This window comes from Mycobacterium hubeiense, assembly GCF_002838065.1.
Taxonomy (GTDB): Bacteria; Actinomycetota; Actinomycetes; order Mycobacteriales; family Mycobacteriaceae; genus Mycobacterium; species Mycobacterium hubeiense.
Window position 1 is genome coordinate 49783 of the sequence record NZ_PIZU01000029.1, and the last position, 14900, is coordinate 64682.

General features: G+C 64.9%; 16 protein-coding genes, 1 tRNA gene and 1 pseudogene. 10 read left to right on the forward strand and 8 right to left on the reverse strand.

What is annotated here, in order from left to right; genetic code table 11:
* The first annotated feature begins 46 nt into the window (after positions 1-46).
* On the forward strand, positions 47-637 hold the full coding sequence (locus CWS39_RS20190) for a TetR/AcrR family transcriptional regulator (RefSeq protein ID WP_102144700.1): 591 nt from the start codon (positions 47-49) through the stop codon (positions 635-637).
* On the opposite strand, the gene CWS39_RS20195 is transcribed toward CWS39_RS20190, so the two are convergent.
* Both CWS39_RS20195 and CWS39_RS20200 read right to left on the reverse strand, forming a co-directional pair.
* Positions 634-1155, reverse strand: a complete 522-nt coding sequence (locus CWS39_RS20195; RefSeq protein ID WP_102144701.1) for a YbaK/EbsC family protein — start codon at positions 1153-1155, stop codon at positions 634-636. The two genes, CWS39_RS20190 and CWS39_RS20195, sit on opposite strands and share 4 nt — an antisense overlap.
* Positions 1156-1159: 4 nt before the next feature.
* A complete protein-coding gene (locus tag CWS39_RS20200; RefSeq protein WP_102144702.1) occupies positions 1160-1366 on the reverse strand; it encodes a hypothetical protein in 207 nt (68 codons plus the stop codon).
* A gap of 19 nt (positions 1367-1385) precedes the next feature.
* Here CWS39_RS20200 and CWS39_RS20205 point away from each other — a divergent pair, with 19 nt between their 5' ends.
* Positions 1386-1757, forward strand: a complete 372-nt coding sequence (locus CWS39_RS20205) for a DUF488 domain-containing protein (protein ID WP_102144703.1) — start codon at positions 1386-1388, stop codon at positions 1755-1757.
* A gap of 41 nt (positions 1758-1798) precedes the next feature.
* Positions 1799-2431 (forward strand): GNAT family N-acetyltransferase, encoded by a 633-nt coding sequence (locus CWS39_RS20210; protein ID WP_102144704.1) that lies wholly within the window; start codon positions 1799-1801, stop codon positions 2429-2431.
* Between the two features lie 52 nt (positions 2432-2483).
* Here the strand turns inward: CWS39_RS20210 and mbtN are convergent, their stop codons facing one another.
* Genes mbtN through crcB (CWS39_RS20240) form a run of 6 tightly spaced genes read right to left on the reverse strand, consistent with a single transcriptional unit; the run spans position 2484 to position 7257 of the window.
* Entirely contained in the window at positions 2484-3638 is a 1155-nt protein-coding gene (mbtN, locus tag CWS39_RS20215) for a mycobactin biosynthesis acyl-ACP dehydrogenase MbtN (RefSeq protein ID WP_102144705.1), read from the reverse strand.
* Positions 3635-5197 carry a long-chain-fatty acid--ACP ligase MbtM gene (gene mbtM / locus CWS39_RS20220; protein ID WP_199178220.1) on the reverse strand — a complete coding sequence of 521 codons (1563 nt, stop codon included), beginning with the start codon at positions 5195-5197 and terminating at the stop codon, positions 3635-3637. The genes mbtN and mbtM overlap by 4 nt, the downstream gene beginning before the upstream one ends.
* Positions 5198-5202: 5 nt before the next feature.
* Positions 5203-5472 (reverse strand): mycobactin biosynthesis acyl carrier protein MbtL, encoded by a 270-nt coding sequence (gene mbtL / locus CWS39_RS20225; RefSeq protein ID WP_102144707.1) that lies wholly within the window; start codon positions 5470-5472, stop codon positions 5203-5205.
* Between the two features lie 56 nt (positions 5473-5528).
* The gene (locus tag CWS39_RS20230; protein ID WP_102144719.1) at positions 5529-6512 is read right to left on the reverse strand and encodes a DUF190 domain-containing protein; all 984 of its coding nucleotides are present in this window, start codon (positions 6510-6512) and stop codon (positions 5529-5531) included.
* Positions 6509-6865, reverse strand: a complete 357-nt coding sequence (crcB, locus tag CWS39_RS20235; protein ID WP_102144708.1) for a fluoride efflux transporter CrcB — start codon at positions 6863-6865, stop codon at positions 6509-6511. The genes CWS39_RS20230 and crcB (CWS39_RS20235) overlap by 4 nt, the downstream gene beginning before the upstream one ends.
* A complete protein-coding gene (crcB, locus tag CWS39_RS20240) occupies positions 6862-7257 on the reverse strand; it encodes a fluoride efflux transporter CrcB (RefSeq protein ID WP_102144709.1) in 396 nt (131 codons plus the stop codon). Before crcB (CWS39_RS20240) ends, crcB (CWS39_RS20235) begins: the two co-directional genes overlap by 4 nt.
* A 61-nt stretch (positions 7258-7318) precedes the next feature.
* On the opposite strand from crcB (CWS39_RS20240), the gene pgm reads away from it, so the two are divergent.
* The 7 genes and pseudogenes from pgm to CWS39_RS20275 form a co-directional block, all read left to right on the forward strand.
* Positions 7319-8953, forward strand: coding sequence for a phosphoglucomutase (alpha-D-glucose-1,6-bisphosphate-dependent) (gene pgm / locus CWS39_RS20245; RefSeq protein ID WP_102144710.1), 1635 nt, complete (start codon positions 7319-7321; stop codon positions 8951-8953).
* Entirely contained in the window at positions 8950-10227 is a 1278-nt protein-coding gene (locus tag CWS39_RS20250; RefSeq protein ID WP_102144711.1) for an MFS transporter, read from the forward strand. Before pgm ends, CWS39_RS20250 begins: the two co-directional genes overlap by 4 nt.
* Before the next feature lie 56 nt (positions 10228-10283).
* Positions 10284-10356, forward strand: a tRNA-Ala gene (locus CWS39_RS20255).
* A gap of 772 nt (positions 10357-11128) precedes the next feature.
* Positions 11129-11431, forward strand: a complete 303-nt coding sequence (locus CWS39_RS30350) for a helix-turn-helix domain-containing protein (RefSeq protein WP_102144712.1) — start codon at positions 11129-11131, stop codon at positions 11429-11431.
* A 2-nt stretch (positions 11432-11433) separates the two neighbouring features.
* On the forward strand, positions 11434-12501 hold the full coding sequence (locus tag CWS39_RS20265) for a protein kinase domain-containing protein (RefSeq protein ID WP_102144713.1): 1068 nt from the start codon (positions 11434-11436) through the stop codon (positions 12499-12501).
* Entirely contained in the window at positions 12498-14258 is a 1761-nt protein-coding gene (locus CWS39_RS20270; RefSeq protein ID WP_102144714.1) for a tetratricopeptide repeat protein, read from the forward strand. Before CWS39_RS20265 ends, CWS39_RS20270 begins: the two co-directional genes overlap by 4 nt.
* Before the next feature lie 202 nt (positions 14259-14460).
* A pseudogene (locus CWS39_RS20275) lies at positions 14461-14865 on the forward strand (IS1634 family transposase); the annotation flags it as partial.
* Between the last annotated feature and the right edge of the window lie 35 nt (positions 14866-14900).

Consider the following 14900-nt stretch of genomic DNA (forward strand, 5'->3'; position numbering starts at 1 on the left):
CATGTAGTCGACTGACTGCACGCTCGTGTGCCGGTACCGTAGTCACATGACTACGGCCAGCGCAAGAGGTGATTCGCGGCCCGCCGACGCGCCACTGGGCCGCGATGAGGTCGTCGCGGCGGTGCTGCAGTCCGCCGCGGAGCTGTTCGCGCAACGCGGGCCCGCGGCCACCTCGATCCGCGACATCGCGGCGCACTCGCACGTCAATCACGGCTTGATTCATCGCCATTTCGGCAGCAAGGACAACCTCGTCGGCGCCGTTCTCGACCACCTGGGCCAGCACCTCGCCGCACTACTCGCCGAGGGGGCCGACGGAATCAGCATCGCCACGGCGGTCGACCGCCAGCTTCGTGTCCTTGCCCGGGCCTCGCTCGACGGGTATCCGGTCGGCGAACTGCAGAGCCGGTTTCCGACGATGGAGGTGCTGTTGGACAGTGTCCGCCAGCGGCATTCCGATGAGCGCGGTGCACGGCTGGCGGCAGCGCACGCCATCGCGCTGCAACTCGGGTGGGTGATGTTCGACGGGTTCTTGCGCGCGTCAACCGGTTTGGAGGATCTCGACGATCGCACCTTTGCCCGCTCGATCGGGCGCACGGTCGCGTTGATTCTGGAACCGCCGGAGCATCCGTCCAGCTAGGTCTTGGTGATCGCCAGCACTTCCCCGTTGGGCAGCGCTGCCAGAACATCGGTGGAGACAAGCAGTTTCGAGCCGCGAATACCGCTGCCGACAATCACATGTTGCTGATCGGTGACGCTTTGGTCGATGAGCACGGGCCAGTCGGCGGGCAGCCCGATCGGTGTGATGCCGCCGTATTCCATGCCGGTGAGGGTGACGGCCGTATCCATCGGCGCGAACGAAATCTTGCGGGCGCCCAGATGTTTACGGACGATGCCGTTGACGTCGGCGCGGGTGGTGGCCAGCACGACACAGGCCGCGTACCATGTCCGCTCGGCGCGTTTGGCCTCGACGACAACGCAGTTCGCCGAGATATCCAGGCTGATGTCGTAGTGCTCGCAGAAGGCCGCCGTGTCGGCGAGGTCGGGGTCGATCGCGCTAACCCACAGGCCGTCGTCAACGAGGTGCTGCCGCGCGGGCCCGGCGACAAGGTCGGTCGCGTCGGCGACGGGAACGAACGTCAGCTTTCCTACCTGCATGCTCTCAGTCCTCACTACTGCACCGGTCGCCGATGAATTCCAGCAGCCGTGGATCGGCGGAGGTGAAGCGGTCGACCTCCTCGCCGCCGTCGCAGCGCAGTAGCGCGACAGTCACGCCGGCGCCCGCGCGTGACACCACTTGCCACACCGCGCCGGAGTCTTCCCACCGCTGCAGGTCGGCGACCCGATCAACCGAACTCTTGTCACTCACGCTTCTACCATGGCATTCGATGGGTAACCCGCGCCGCGTGCGGGTCGCGCGCGTGTATCAGGATCAGGAGCCGGCGGACGGCGAACGGGTGCTGGTCGACCGGCTGTGGCCGCGAGGCTTCCGCAAGGACGATCCCCGCGTCGGCCGCTGGCTGCCGAACGTCGCGCCGTCGACGGAGCTGCGCCAGTGGTACGGCCACAAGCCGGAAAGGTTCGACGATTTCGTCGCCCGCTACACCGCCGAACTGCAGACTCCGGATGGCGCCGCGGCACTCGACGAGCTCAGACAGCTCGTGCGCGCCGGCCCGGTCACCCTCGTGACGGCCGCCCGCGACGTCGACCGCAGCCAAGCCGCCGTCCTCGCCGACCTGCTCTCGCACCAGGGAGGGTAGGTAAACCTACCCTCACTTTCTCCGGTAGGCTCGGCGGTCAAATGACCGACATCGATGAAGCGCTCAGGCCCGTCCTGCCGCGTGAGCTGACGGAGATCTCCGACGCGGTGCGCGCGGTGGGCGCGCCGCCCACGCCGATCGTGGCCGAGCCGTACGCACTGCGATCCACCGACCCCGACGCCGATGCCGAGATGGTGTCGGAGTGGATGAACCGGCCCCATCTCGTCGAGGCGTGGGAATACGACTGGCCGCCGGAACGCTGGCGCCGTTACCTGCAGGCGCAAGTCGACGGCGAGTACTCGCGACCATTCATCGGCAGCTTCCGCGGTAAAGACGTCGGCTATATCGAACTGTACCGCGCAGCAAAGGATTCCATCGCACCGCGCTACGACGCCGACCCCTACGATGTCGGCCTGCACGCGGCGATCGCCGACCTGCGGTTTGTCAATCGCGGGATCGCGCCGATTCTGCTGCCGCGCATCGTGGCCAGTGTCTTCGAGCTCGAACCTCGTTGTCGGCGCATCATGTTCGACCCCGATCATCGCAATGCCGGAGCCCGACGGCTCTGCGAGTACGCCGGGTGCGTGTTCCTCGGCGAGCACGACATGGCGAACCGGCGGATGGCGCTCTACGCGCTGCCGCGCACCCCGGACGACGTGCCCGCCGCTTTGTGATTTGGGCGTGATTAGTGGCGCTGACCGCCACTAATCACGCCCAAATCGCGCGTCAGGAGCCGATGAGCTCGTCGTAGCCGTCGTAGTCGGGCTTCATCGCCGCCGCCACCAACTCCCACAACACCTCGTCGGTGCCGCCGCCGACGCGGGCCAGCTTCATATCGCGCCACCAACTGCCCAGAGGCGTCTCATCGACGAGATAGCCCGAGCCGCCGAAGATGTGCATGCACTCCGAGAGCACCTCTTCGCCGAGCCGGGCCGCGGTCACTTTGACCGCGGCCGCCGCGCGCAAGTCGAGCCGGCCCTCGGCGGCGATGCCGGCCAGCCCGTAGCGCAGCAGATCGACGCGGGCCTGCAGGTCGGCCATCCGCATGCGCAAGGCCTGGTGCTCGAAGAGGGTGGACCCGAATTGGCGGCGTTTCATCATGCGGGCCAACGTGATACCGATGACGCGCTGACAGGCGCCGGCGACCTGGCCGGCGATCGACAGCCGTTCGTGGGCCAACCCCCACGAGATGGCCGCCAAGCCGGTGCCCGGCCGCGCGATCAGCGCATCGGTGGGGACCCAGGTGTCGATATGCACCGCGGCGGTGTCCAGCGGCCCCGCGCCGACCTTGCGGTACGGCGTCTGCACCTCGACCTGCGAGGCGGGCACCGAGATCACCACCACGTTGCCGTGCCTGCTGGTCGGGTCGTGGTCGACGCTGCGCGCCACCACCATGATGTGGTCGGCGATCGGTGACAGTGACACGAACTTCTTGATGCCGCGAACTTCGAATCCGTCTCGCGCAGAACGAACTTCGGTCTCGACGATCTGCAGATCCGAGCCGCCCGACTCTTCGGACGCGCCGATGCACAGCACCGCCTCGCCGCGAATCGCTTGCTCACAGATCGTGCGCAGGTAGTCGGACTTGCCGAACCGGCGCAGCAAAGCGATCGCCGAATCATGCAGGCTCACACCGACACCGATGCCCGCCGAGCCCAGGCGGCCCAGGGCGGTCGCGAGTGCGATCAGCTTTGCGACGTCGGGATGTTGGCCGTCTCCCCATTTCTCGGTGAACACGCCCGACCGGCCGAGGTGTTCGATGAGTTTGCGCGGAAAGCGTTCGGTCTGTTCGGCTTCCGCGGTCCACGCCGTCACCTGCTCGTCGAAAACCCGGTCGAGCAGCGCTTGGTAATCCTCGATGGGCGGTGCCGCGATCGTCATTGGTTCACCGCCTCCAGGTTCCGCTTGACTTCCAGTCGGCGCAGCTTGCCCGACGACGTGCGGGGTAGCGACCCCGGCGCAAAAAACACCACATCCGCCGGCACCACACCACATTCCGACGCGACCCGCTGGACGAGTTGGCTGCGCGCCCCGGGCTCGTCGGGACCGCGGAATTCGGCCGCGATCACCAGGCCTTGCCGCACGCTGTCGCCGTTGGTGCCGACCGCGACCACCGCACCCTCGCGAACCCCAGGCACTTGGGCCGCCACCCGCTCGATCTCCGCGGGGAATATGTTGCGGCCCGCGACAGTGATCAACTCCTTGGCCCGTCCGCACACCACGAGACCGCCGTCTACGAAGTAGCCCAGATCGCCTGTGGGAAACCAGCTCTCGGCTTCGAGCGGTTGCTCGCCGAGGTAGCCCGACATCATCGAGGACCCGCGGATCTCGATCTCACCGACCTCGCGCCCCGCGATGTCATGGTCCTGACCGTCGACCGGGCTGACCCTGACCTGCATGCCGGGAATGGCTTCGCCGAGGATGGCGTGCCGCCTGCCGGAATCGTCGGCGGATATCTCATCGACCCGCAATCCCGAGCCGGGCAGCGGAACCGTCACCGCACAGGTCGATTCGGCCAGTCCGTACGACGGGGCCAGCGCCGCAGCGTCGAAGCCGAAGCGGGCCATTTCCGTTGCGAAGCGCAATGTTCCGTCGCAGTCGACGGGCTCGCCGCCGTTGAGCGCGAACCGCAGATTGCCGAGGTCCACATCGGTGATACGACGCGAGTACTTGCCGATCAGGCCGTAGGCCATATTCGGAGCCGCGGTCACGCTGGCGCGGCTCTCTGACAGCCAATGCAACCAACCGAACGGCGACGCCGCGAACGCCGCCGTGGGCGCCTGCCACACGTCGATCCCGGCGAGCGCGGCGCTGAGCAAGAACGTCAGCCCCATATCGTGATAGAGCGGCAGCCACGAACACCCCACGTCAGCGGGCGAAACGCCGACGCGCGCAAGCAGTCCGCGCATATTTGACAACACCGCATCCGGCGAAAGCTGCGCCGTCCGCGGCGTGCCCGTCGACCCGGCGGTGCCCTGCAGCACCGCGAAGTCGCCCCGGTCGCCGGGGGCCGCGAACGTCGTCGACCGGCGCGCATCGGCGACCGTGCCGACGTCGTGCACCGCGACGGGACTGTCGACGGCACGCAGCTGCGCCAAGTGCTCACCGTGGCTGAACACGGTCTGCACACCGATCCCGGCGAACCGGGCCAGCGTCGCCTGCGCCCACTGCTCTGCATCGGCGCCGCGCACCGGTCCAGGCAGGATCGACACCGCGGCCCCCGCAAGGAGTGCGCCGGGGATGGCCGCGATGAACTCGACGGTCGGTTCGCCGACCAGGCCGACGGCGGCGGCGTCGTCGTCGAGGATTCGGGCCGCGACGTTCTCCGCACGCGCATAGACCTCTGCCCACGGGTGCCGGTTCCACACCCGGGTTCCGGTGTCGAGGACGACGAGGTCACGGCCGGACGACGTCATCGCGTCGGAGAGCGCGGAGGCCAGAACGTTCACGACTTGCTCTGCGCGGCAGGGACTTTGGCCAAGATAGCCGCTTCCAGGTCGCCGACGGTCTCACAGCTCAGCAGGTCTTCTTCGGAGAGCGCCACGCCGAGCTTGTCCTCGATCGCCACCATGCCCACCGCGAACGCGACCGAGTCGAGGCCCACGTCGTCGACCAGCCGGGAATCACGGGTGACCCGGCGAATGTCGACGTTCATATCGTCACGCAAGATCTCGGTGAGGGCAGCGCTGACCGCTTCGGGGGTAGGGGTCTTCATGGCCGGAAACCTTATAACGACGAGTTAGCCTAGGCTAGGCTTACCTCCGGCAGGCGTCAGGACCAATGCGCGGTCGGAATCCACTCGCTGGTGAGCAGCCCGTGGCGCCCGGTGAGCTCATCGACGATATCGAAGGCGGCCGCGATCCGCTCGGGTGTATCGACGAGGATGGTGGTCACCGGAACCTGGCGTCCGAGCTGAATCAGCTTGTCGCCGTGGGGTGCACCGTCGCCCTGAAAACCCCAGATTCCGCGCAGCACGGTTGCCCCGCTCGCGCCGGATTCGCGCAGCCGCCGCACGATTGCGCGGTGGATCGGCGCGCCGTCGTGGCGGGCCGCCTCGCTGGTGTGGATCATCAGCTTCTGCCACGGCGCGGAACCGTCAGTGGGCGGTCGGGCGAGGAGACGACCATCGCGCTTACACAGCGCCACCCGCTCGACGGTCAGCAACGGGCGGACCAGCAGGCTAAAGAGCTCGTCGATCGCCGCGGCCACCTGCGGGCCGTTGCCGACCGCGACGATCATGACCGGGACGTCGGCGTTGCGGCTGAAGAATCGGGCGCGGCAGCGTCGTCCGTGCACGGTGCCGTCGACGCCGAGAAACACTGTGGCACCGGCGAATCCGTGGCGGTAGAGGACATCACACACCGCAATGTGCGCGGGCCGGCCGGATATCCGGTGTTGCCGACCCACGTAGACGGTGAGCTTGGCGTCCTCCGGCGGTGTTGCGGTGCCACCCAACTGCGCGCGCTCCAGGGTGACCAATCCTCGCGTCGTCATCGAAACCGCCTGCTCGGCGAGTGCAGCAATCTTGTCCGCGGTGTCGACGGCGGCGACCGCCACCGACGGATCCTCGGACAGGCTCAGCTGCTCGTCAGTGCGCAACTGCCGGTGTCCTCCAAAGCCGGCGATGCCGCGCAGCATGACGCTCGTCGCCACCCCGGCAGAGCCGTACAGATCGAGTAGCGCGTCGGCGACGAAACCATCGCCGGTGCGCAAGCGTTCACCGAAGTAGGCGGTGAGTTTGAGGGCGTCGCTCACAGCCGGGCCCCGATCCACTGGCCCAACCACGCTGCCGCGAGGCCGAGCACGACGCTGACCACGACATTGACGACGGCGGGCCAAACCTGCCGTTCTTCGGCCAGCCGCTGCGTCTCCAGCATCCAGGTGGAGTACGTGGTGTAGGAGCCGACGAACGCGGTGCCCGCCAGCAGCGCGAGGTGCGGGCTCAGCGCAACCCCGGCGAGAACGCCCAGCAATAACGCCCCGGTCAGATTCACCGCCAGCGTGCCGTACGGGAACGACCTCGCCACCCGACGCGACACCGCGCCATCGACCAGAAACCGCAGCACCGCGCCCGCTCCGCCGAGGACCAGGACACCGGCCCAGATCATCGGAAGCTGACCCGTCGGACCAAGGCGGTGGCCAGGTAGGCGGCGAGCAGCCCCGCGGCGATGCTGGCCCCGGTGTAGCCGGCCGCCAGCCCGTAGTGGCCGTGTTCGAACATGCGGATGGTCTCGACCTGCATGGTGGAGAACGTGGTCAGCCCGCCGCACAGCCCAGTGCCCAGCAGCGGACGGCGATAGCTCGACACGGGCAAACGTTCCAGCAGCCGGGTGGTGAAGTAGCCCAGCAGGAAGGCGCCCACGATGTTGGCGATGAACGTCGGCCACGGCCATCGGCCCGGGTCGGGAGCCGCGAACTCCTCGAGCGCCGCACGTGTGACCGTGCCCAGCGCGCCACCGACGAACACCGCCGCCAGTTCACGCCAGTCGCGACCACCCATGGCGCAAGTATGGACCGGACCGCGCGACGCCGCCGTGAGGCACGGAGCAGAATCGGTAGCCATGGCGGCCAATCCCCGTGCCGGTCAGCCGGCGCAGCCCGAAGATCTCATCGACGTGGCCAAGGTGGTGACGGCGTACTACACCGTCCAACCCGATCCCGACGACGTGGCTCAACAGGTGGTGTTCGGCACGTCGGGGCATCGCGGGTCGAGCCTGGACGCGGCGTTCAATGAGGCGCACATTCTGGCCACCACGCAGGCGATCGTCGAGTACCGGGCGGACCAGGGCACGACGGGGCCGCTGTTCATCGGCCGCGACACCCACGCGCTGTCCGAACCCGCGTGGGCGTCGGCGCTGGAGGTGCTGGCGGCCAACGACGTGGTCGCGATGATCGACGCCGCCGACCGCTACACCCCGACACCGGCGGTCAGCCACGCCATTCTCACGTTCAACCGCGGCCGCGACGGTGATCTGGCCGACGGCATCGTGGTCACGCCCTCGCACAACCCGCCGCGCGACGGCGGCTTCAAGTACAACCCGCCCAACGGCGGCCCCGCCGACACCGACGCGACGAGTGCAATTGCCAAGCGGGCCAACGAGATTCTGCGCGACGGGCTGCGCGACGTGAAACGAATGCCGCTGGCCCGGGCGCTACAGAATGCGCAGCGCCACGACTATCTCAACGCCTACGTCGATGATCTGCCGAACGTTGTCGACGTGCACGCGATCCGCGCCGAGGGCATCCGCATCGGGGCCGACCCGCTGGGCGGCGCCAGCGTCGACTACTGGGGCGCGATCGCCGAACGCCACAACCTGGAGCTGACGGTGGTCAACCCGCTGGTGGATGCGACGTGGCGGTTCATGACGCTCGACACCGACGGCAAGATCCGGATGGACTGCAGTTCGCCGAATGCGATGGCGTCGCTGATCGCCAACCGCGACCGCTATCAGATCGCCACCGGCAACGACGCCGACTCCGACCGCCACGGCATCGTCACACCCGACGGCGGGCTGCTCAACCCGAACCACTATCTGGCGGTGGCAATCGACTACCTGTACACGAACCGGCCCGAGTGGCCTTCGAGTACGGCCGTCGGGAAGACCGCGGTCAGCTCGTCGATCATCGACCGGGTGGTGGCCGGGCTGGGCCGCAAACTGGTCGAGGTACCCGTCGGCTTCAAGTGGTTCGTCGACGGGTTGCTGTCCGGCACCATCGGATTCGGCGGCGAGGAAAGCGCGGGCGCGTCGTTCCTGCGCCGCGACGGATCGGTGTGGACCACCGACAAGGACGGCATCATCCTGGCGCTGCTGGCCTCGGAGATCCTGGCGGTGACGGGGCAGACGCCGTCGCAGCGGTACACAGATCTGGCCGAAAAGTACGGCGCGCCAACGTATTCCCGCATCGATGCGCCCGCCGACCGAGACCAGAAGGCGCGGCTGGCGAAGCTCTCGCCTGATGAGGTCACGGCCACCGAGTTGGCCGGGGAGCCGATTACCGCGAAGCTGACGACCGCGCCGGGCAACGGCGCGCCGCTGGGCGGGCTGAAGGTGACGACGGAAAACGCGTGGTTCGCCGCGCGCCCGTCAGGCACCGAGGACGTCTACAAGATCTACGCCGAATCGTTCCGCGGACCCGAGCACCTGGCCGAGGTCCAGGACGCCGCCCGTGAAGTGGTGAATAAGGTCATCACGTGAGCTCATCCTCGGAGGGCGCTTGTTCGGTTGAACCAGCCGAACAGCGCAAGCAGCGCCTGCCGGGTGAAGTCTGGGTGCTGATCGCGTCGAACGCGGTGATCGCGCTGGGCTATGGCGTGGTGTCGCCGGTGCTGCCGCAATATGCGCGCAACTTCGGGGTGAGCATCAGCGCGGCGACATTCGTCATCACGGCGTTCGCGATGATGCGGCTATGCTTCGCACCCGCCACCGGGGTGCTGATCCAGCGGCTGGGGGAGCGCCGCATCTACGTCAGCGGCATCCTCATCGTCGCGGTGACCACCGGGGCGTGCGCGTTCGCCCAGACGTATTGGCAGCTGCTGCTGTTCCGGTCGCTCGGCGGTATCGGCTCGACGATGTTCTTCGTCTCGGCGCTGGGGCTGATGATCCGGGTGAGCCCGGAGGACGCACGCGGGCGGGTCGCGGGAATGTTCTCCACGTCGTTCCTGCTGGGCTCGGTGGGCGGGCCGGTATTGGGCGCAGCGACAGCGGGTTTCGGGTTGGGGGCGCCGTTCATCATCTACGGCATCGCGCTGATGATCTCGGCGGCGGTGGTGTTCTTCAGCCTGCGGCACTCGTCGCTGGCGGCGCCGGCTGAGCAGACGGAGCCGACGGTCACGGTGCGGGTTGCGTTGCGGCATCGGGCCTATCGGGCAGCGCTGCTGTCGAACTTCGCGACGGGCTGGTCAGTGTTCGGGCTGCGAATCGCGTTGGTGCCGTTGTTCATTTCGGAGATCATCGGCCAGGGTCCCGGGATGGCGGGGGTGGCGCTGGCGACCTTCGCGATCGGCAACGTGAGCGCCGTCTTCCCCAGCGGCTACCTGTCCGACCGGGTGGGCCGGCGCACGCTGTTGATCATCGGTTTGGCGGTGTCGGCCATTGCGACGGCGTTGGTGGGTTTTTCGGAGTCGTTGCCGTTGTTCCTGGCGGGCGCGTATGTGGCGGGTGCGGCATCGGGCATGTTCAGCTCGCCGCAGCAGGCCGCCGTCGCCGACATCATCGGCAACAAGGCGCGGGCGGGCACGGCGGTGGCGACGTTCCAGATGATGGCCGACCTGGGCTCGATCATCGGATCGCTGGTGGTCGGCGCGGTCGCGCAGTACCTGTCGTTCGGGTGGGCGTTCGTGGTGTCCGGGGTGATCCTGCTGCTGGCGGCGGTGGGGTGGACATTCGCGCCGGAGACGCGGGGACGGCCGTCGGCGGAGCACACGCCGGCTCGCGCGCTGGGCCCGGAAGCCGGTGGCGAGGTGCCGTGACCTGCGATTTTGAGCGCTAACCGCAGGTGGTGTAACTTCGATGGGCACACCTTCAAGGGGCTATGGCGCAGCTGGTAGCGCACCACACTGGCAGTGTGGGGGTCAGGGGTTCGAATCCCCTTAGCTCCACTTTTGAGTGCCGGTTCTGACCTCGTGGTTGGGGCGGGTTTCTGGTTGCGGGGCTTTCTCTCCATCGGCCAGATGTCCTAGTTCGGTACTACGGCCGGAACGGAGCACACTGCCGACGCCGGTGAGACGGTCGTCGGTGACGCGCCCGCAGACAGCTCGCATCACGCGCTCGGTGTGGCCGTGCCAGGCGGCAACCACGTGTCGGTGGCGATGACCGCCGTGCGCATACATATACATGAGTTATATGAGGTGTTGTACTGCACCCAGCTTGTCCGAGTGTGATTGCCTTGATCGGCGCCGCCTTGCGCTGCGGCGAACGCGGCTGAAGTCACGCGTCGGCAGCGACGTGTCGCCGACCCGCGACAGCAACTATCGGCATCGTCAGCGGCGGGCCCACGGCCAGGCGCTCGCACAGGTGCATCGCCGTACGGCCTGGAGCATCGACAACTCGCGCTGCGGCACCGGGAGATCGCGGGCGTTAATTGCCGGTCTTGATGTGTACGGTAAGCTCGCGCCCGTTGGCGTCCACGCGGGCCGTCGGATATGGTCCGTGCCGGACTTGCGGTGGAAGTCGGTTCAGCGACGTGCTGACGGCTTTGGGCGTCATCGATGGCGGGGAGCGTCTCGCCCTCAACTCTCGCTCCCGTCAGTACTCAAGCCGGCCGGTAAGAGCGCAAGTTTGACGTGTTGCCGCCGTCTATAGACGTATCAGCCAGGAAGCTTCCCTCTAGGCACTGTTGCCAGGTTTGGCAACAGTGCCTAGACTCGCTGTATGCCATCAACGCCAAGAACCGCTAACTTGCTGCGCGAATTACGCCGCAAGCAGGGTCGCTCGCTGCGCAGTGCCGCAGCTGACATTGGCGTTGCGCCGTCGCAATTGTCGCGATTGGAGCGGGGCCAGAGGGGGATTGCGCCCGAGGTATCTCGAAGGCTCTCGTCGTATTACGGCGTGCCGACCGACTTGATATCCCTCGCGCAAGGGGAGGTTCCAGAGGATATTCTTGAGATCCTCTGTGCGCATCCCGAATCCTTGGACGAGCTTCGGCAGCGTTACGGCAGCAAGTCGTCTGGTTAAAAATGAGTCCGTGGGCGACCGGCCTGCTTGGCGAGGTTATCAATGGTTACCGCATTTGCCGGTATCTAGGTGGTGGTGGCTTTGGTTTGGTCTTCGAAGCCACCAACATATCAACTGGGTCGTCGTTCGCACTGAAAGTTCTTGAGCCGTCAAGCGATGCCCAGGCTGCCGCGGAGTTTGACTCGGAAGGTGTTCTGCTGAAGAAGTTGCTAAATCGGTCCGGCGTGATTAACTGGATCGAGTCCAGTACGGCGATGCTTCCAGTGAGCCTCCCCAGCGGCGCCGCCGCACATCTTCCGGTCAAGTATCACGTAATGGCGCTTGCGTCTGGTGCGCTGGACGAGGTCCTCGATGATCCGGCTCGCCGCGCGGCGATCCCATGGGAGGAACGGATCAGCCACTGGAGAGGCGCTGTTTTGGGGGTGCATCAGATGCATCTCAGTAAGGTCGCGCACAGGGATTTGAAAAGCGGTAACTGCCTTTTGATGGTTAATAAGGGAAATACCGAACTACGGCTTACTGATCTTGGGCGGGCAAAAGATTTCAGTCTTCCACCCACGTTATCTGCAGACGTATACGCTTCCGGCCGTGGAGATGTGCGTTTTGCGCCACCCGAATACCTATGGCTGCAAGGCGGCTTGGCGGAAACTGATTTCCGCATGGCTGATCTATATGGCCTCGGCTCGCTACTGGTTGAGCTGGCAACCGGCCAGCCAATGACAGGGCTGGCCATCGGGTCCTGGGGCGACATTCAAAAGATGAGGATGCAAGGCGTGCAGGATCGTCAAAAGGGCGTGAAGCGCGACATAGCGACACTTCGGCCGAAGTTCTATCGAGCAATTGAGCACGTGGCAGTCGAGTTTCCTCCGGCGATACGGGATGAAGGCGTGAGGCTGCTGAGGCAGCTCTGCGATCCCGAGCCGTCGCGACGGACATATAAATCAATGGGTCGCATACCGAAGGATCCAGATGCTGGATGTCTATGGCTTTTAGACCGGGCCGACATCATGCTCAAACGCTTGAAGCTGGAAAACAAGGGGTCTAGGTCTACGCGTAGGAGCGCATCATGACTGTTTCAGTTCTAGGAGCCCTAGAAGCAATTCGACCTCAGGACGAGGCAGTGGAAAGAGCTGGTCCCGTGCGTCCTGGCGACGTGGCGCCTTTGCTGACTGCGACCGACAAACGCCAAAAGTACGTTGACGTCGATGAGGTGATTTTCCTCGATGCCAAACGGGCTCATGATCGCGCGTTGCGGCGCGTGGATGCTGTACGCAGTTCAACTACCCTTGCAGCCCTAGCTCAGACTCATGCAGCTCTTGGGAATGCCGAGCCCGCTGTCGATGCGGCTCGCGAAGCGATTGACAAGAGCGTCGATGTTTCGACTAACGGCGCTTTCTGGATAGATCCGTCAGCCGTGCGCATTGCCGTCGAGATCTTGAGTCGCTATGACTGCCTCGAATATGCGTATGAGGCGCTGGGGCGCGCTCCCATTCCTGCTTCTCTCTGCGTTACTTACGCTGCGGTTGCTTTTGCACTTGGCAAGTATGAGGAGGCGGAAAACGCATTAGCCCCTTACGATAATTGGGCAGTCGAGGCGTTCCGCGGTTACGTGTACGCCTCCTTGGGTCGTTACAAAGAGGCTGTTCATTCTCTTCGACAAGCGGTGAGGAAGGAACCCGAAGATGTTGACTCACTGCTGAATTTAGCTTTTTCGCTGTGGCAACTTGGTTCCATCGAGAAGGCAACTCGTGTTGCCTATCGGGCAACACGCATCGCGCCTGGTCGGAAAGATCTATCGCTGCTGTATCTGGACCTGCTCTTAGCTGTGGGCAATGCAGATAGAGCAGCTCAAGAGATTGCACAGCTTAAGTCAAGGAAGGTTGTTGCGGATGCCCGTTTCCTTGAGGCCGAAGGACGCACCCTACTTTTGAGAAACGACTTTTCTAGAGCTCTAACACTTCTTACTTCTGCAAGCGAAGCAGCGAAGCGTGAAGGTGATCACGTGACTGAGGGAAGAGTGCGGGCTAACGTGGTCAGGTTTAAGTACACAACTGGACGTCTAGATTACGACAATGCATCGCAGGAGTTATCAGCGTTGGTTTCGCAGTTTCCAGGTAATGACGCCGTAGTAGTTACATTTGCAGAAGTGGCGCACAAACGCCAGGATGCTCAGCAATTGCGTGCAGCTTTATCGAATTTAGAGAGCAGTACTACGGCGATTCGTCGTGCTTACATTCGGCATCAGATTGCATTCCTGGAGGGTGATAATCAAGCAGCTGCATCTGCCGCGGAGGAGTGGTTCGATCTTGAGCCCAACAATGCAATGGCTGCCAGCGCTGCGCTGGTGTCCATCGGAATTGGCATGGGTAACTGGTCCAAGGCGACTGTTGTGGCAAGGGACGCTCTGGAAAAGTTCCCAGATGATTTATCAATTATTAATTCTGCGGCGTACGTGTTTGCGATGAGCGGACGCGCTGACGAGGCTATTCGACTTATCGAGCCTTTCGCAGAAGGCCACTTTGTCCTGAGTGCGACTCTTGGCCTCGCGCACTTGGCGGCCGGCAACGTGGACAAAGGCATGAAGTTGTATCGGGAGGCTGCGGATCTAGCAGAAGCGGCGGAGCCCACATGGCGAAGCTTGATGACGCTCTATCAGGCTTTGATCGTGCGCCAGCTCGGTCTCGACAAGGCCATTCCGCAGGAGACTCTGGACGCCTTGGCGTTGGTTCCTGTGCCTCTGCCTGACGACTGGCGGGACCGGCCAGATTTTCTGCGTGTCCATTACATCTGTGAAAAGAACGGGTTCGACTGGCCGATTTGCCTTTAGTGCGGGAACACGTATGCCTGTGTAGCTGACCCTGACGCGTTGGTGCTGGACCCGAACGTGACCGAGTAGCCGATGGTGCGAACGTTCAACCTGACTTGGGCCACGTTTCGTTGATTGGTCAGCGCTCAGCGGGTTGATCTGCGGTTTTCGTCGTTGTCGGCGCGGTATGTATGCACTAATTCGTGGGCTTTAGGGTGCGGTGGTGGCGTATGTGCGCACCGTGAAGACGGCCTCGGGGGCCACGGCGGTGCAGATCGTGTGGTCGTCGCGGAAGGGTTCGCGAAAGATCGAGCACCTGGGGTCGGCGCACGACGATGCCCGCTTGGAGCTGCTGAAAGCGGCGGCTGAGCAGCGCCTCGCGGCTGGTCAGCAGAGCCTGGACCTGGGCCTAGATCGCCCCGGTTCCCCGGGGGCGCCGTTGGAGATCGTGGCCACGCGTTCGGCGCACCTGTGGGAGGCGTTGTGTACCGCTTATCGGGTACTGGGTTTCGACACCGCTACCGGTGGTGATGAGGTTTTCCGCGACCTGGTGGCCGCACGCATCATCGAACCGACCAGCAAGGTCGATGCGCTGCGGGTCCTGGAGGAGACCGGAGTGGAGTCAGCGGGCGTGTCTCATTGACTGTGTAAGTGGTTGGGCCT

Excerpts from the sequence above, each read along its gene's own strand:
- CWS39_RS20265 (WP_102144713.1), top strand. The coding sequence starts at position 11,434 with ATGAGTCCGTGGGCGACCGGCCTGCTTGGCGAGGTTATCAATGGTTAC.
- CWS39_RS20195 (WP_102144701.1), bottom strand. The coding sequence starts at position 1,155 with ATGCAGGTAGGAAAGCTGACGTTCGTTCCCGTCGCCGACGCGACCGAC.
- mbtN (WP_102144705.1), bottom strand. The coding sequence starts at position 3,638 with ATGACGATCGCGGCACCGCCCATCGAGGATTACCAAGCGCTGCTCGAC.
- crcB (WP_102144709.1), bottom strand. The coding sequence starts at position 7,257 with ATGGGTGGTCGCGACTGGCGTGAACTGGCGGCGGTGTTCGTCGGTGGC.
- CWS39_RS20270 (WP_102144714.1), top strand. The coding sequence starts at position 12,498 with ATGACTGTTTCAGTTCTAGGAGCCCTAGAAGCAATTCGACCTCAGGAC.
- CWS39_RS20205 (WP_102144703.1), top strand. The coding sequence starts at position 1,386 with ATGGGTAACCCGCGCCGCGTGCGGGTCGCGCGCGTGTATCAGGATCAG.
- mbtL (WP_102144707.1), bottom strand. The coding sequence starts at position 5,472 with ATGAAGACCCCTACCCCCGAAGCGGTCAGCGCTGCCCTCACCGAGATC.
- CWS39_RS20190 (WP_102144700.1), top strand. The coding sequence starts at position 47 with ATGACTACGGCCAGCGCAAGAGGTGATTCGCGGCCCGCCGACGCGCCA.
- crcB (WP_102144708.1), bottom strand. The coding sequence starts at position 6,865 with ATGATCTGGGCCGGTGTCCTGGTCCTCGGCGGAGCGGGCGCGGTGCTG.
- pgm (WP_102144710.1), top strand. The coding sequence starts at position 7,319 with ATGGCGGCCAATCCCCGTGCCGGTCAGCCGGCGCAGCCCGAAGATCTC.
- CWS39_RS20210 (WP_102144704.1), top strand. The coding sequence starts at position 1,799 with ATGACCGACATCGATGAAGCGCTCAGGCCCGTCCTGCCGCGTGAGCTG.
- CWS39_RS30350 (WP_102144712.1), top strand. The coding sequence starts at position 11,129 with ATGCCATCAACGCCAAGAACCGCTAACTTGCTGCGCGAATTACGCCGC.